Here is a 2,027-nt window from a genome sequence, read left to right on the forward strand (position 1 = left end):
GGTGGGTCGGCTCGGGTGGTGGTGCTGGACGACGCGGTGGACGCGGAGTTGGTGCCGTTGCGGGGGTCTGGTGACGATCTGGCGTATGTGATCTTCACGTCGGGGTCGACGGGTCGTCCGAAGGGGGCGATGGTGCACCGGCGGGGGATGATCAACCACCTGTTGGCGAAGGTGGAGGATCTGGCGCTGTCCGAGGGTGACACGGTGGTGCTCAGTGCGCCGTTGACGTTCGACATCTCGGTGTGGCAGTTGTTGGCCGGTCTGGTGGTGGGTGGCCGGGTGCGCGCGGTTGGTCGGGAGACGGCCGCGGACCCGAAGGCGTTGTTCGGGTTGGCGGGGATGACGGTGCTGGAGGTGGTGCCGTCGTTGCTGCGGGCCGCTCTGGACCTGTGGGATTCGGGTGTCGCCGCGCCGGAGTTGGGGCTGCGCTGGCTGGTGGTGACCGGCGAGGCGCTGCCGTGGGATCTGTGTGTGCGGTGGTTGGACCGCTATCCGGGCATCCCGCTGGTGAACGCCTACGGCCCCACGGAGTGCTCGGACGACGTCACCCACGCGCTGATCGACCAGGCAGCGGTCGCCCACGCGGTGGCGGCGGGCGCCGGGGACGGGCTGGGCGTGCGTGCCCCGATCGGCCGGGCGGTGCGCAACACCCAGTTGTACGTGCTGGGTGATGACCTGCAGCCGGTTCCGGTCGGTGTGGTCGGCGAGCTGTACGTGGGTGGTGTCGGCGTGGGCCGCGGCTACCTCGGCGACGCCGCGCGCACCGCGAGCACGTTCGTGGCGAATCCGTTCGGTGCGGGTCGGTTGTACCGGACCGGTGACCGGGTGGTGTACCGGTCGGATGGTCAGTTGGAGTTCGTGGAGCGGCGGGACTTCCAGGTGAAGGTGCGTGGTCACCGGATCGAGCTGGGTGAGGTGGAGGCGGCGTTGCGGTCGCTGCCCGGGGTGCGTGATGTGGCGGTCGCGGTGGTGGCGGGTCGGCTGGTGGGGTACGTGGTCGGCCAGGCCGATCTGGCCGAGGTGCGGGGTCTGTTGCCGGACTACATGGTGCCGTCGGTGTTGGTGGAGTTGGCGGCGTTGCCGTTGACGGCCAACGGGAAGGTGGATCGCAAGGCGTTGCCGGCGCCGGTGTTCGAGGGGTCGGGTCGGGGGCCGCGCACGCGGGTGGAGGAGGTGTTGTGCGAGCTGGTCGGTGAGGTGCTGGGGGTGAGCGGTGTCGGTGTGGATGACGGTTTCTTCGAGCTGGGTGGGCATTCGCTGCTGGCGACGCGGTTGATCTCGCGGGTGCGCAGTGTGCTGGGGGTGGAGCTGTCGTTGCGGGAGTTGTTCGACGCGCCGACGGTGGCGGGGATGGCCGAGCGGGTCGCGGGTTCGGTGGTCACCCGGCCGGCACTGGTGCCCAGGCAGCGGCCAGCCGAGATCCCACTCTCCCCGGGCCAACAGCGACTCTGGTTCCTCAACCGGTTGGAGGGCCCGAACGCGACCTACAACGTGCCTGGCGTGCTGAAGCTGACCGGTGAGCTGGACATCCCGGCCCTGGACGCCGCGCTGCGCGACCTCATCGAGCGGCACGAGAGCCTGCGTACCACCTTCCCCGAGCGCAACGGCACCCCCCACCAGCTCGTGCTGGACACCGACCGGGCCTACCCCGGACTGCCCGTGGTGCCGACCACCGAGGCGGCGGTCGGCGCCGAGGTCGCCGCCTACGGCGCGCTGCCCTTCGACATCGAGAACGAGCCGCCGCTGCGGGCCCAGCTGTTCGCCGTCGGCCCCGAGGAGCACGTGCTCGTCGTGTCGCTGCACCACATCTGCAGCGACGGGTGGTCGACCGCGCCGCTCATGCGCGACCTGGCCACCGCCTACGCCGCGCGCCGGGCCGGTGAGGCTCCACAGTGGACACCGTTGCCGGTGCAGTACGCGGACTACACGCTGTGGCACCGGGAGTTGCTGGGGTCGGAGGACGACCCGGACAGCCTGGTGTCCCGGCAGCTGGCCTTCTGGCGGTCCACTCTGGCCGATCTGCCCGA

At 70.7% G+C, this 2,027-nt stretch carries 1 protein-coding gene; it reads left to right on the forward strand.

Annotated features, from left to right (window positions below):
- Positions 1-87 precede the first annotated feature (87 nt).
- A partial coding sequence (locus LX83_RS37505; RefSeq protein ID WP_253780960.1) for a condensation domain-containing protein occupies positions 88-2,027 on the forward strand: 1,940 nt, incomplete at its 3' end.

It is taken from the genome of Goodfellowiella coeruleoviolacea (assembly GCF_024171785.1).
GTDB lineage: Bacteria > Actinomycetota > Actinomycetes > Mycobacteriales > Pseudonocardiaceae > Goodfellowiella > Goodfellowiella coeruleoviolacea.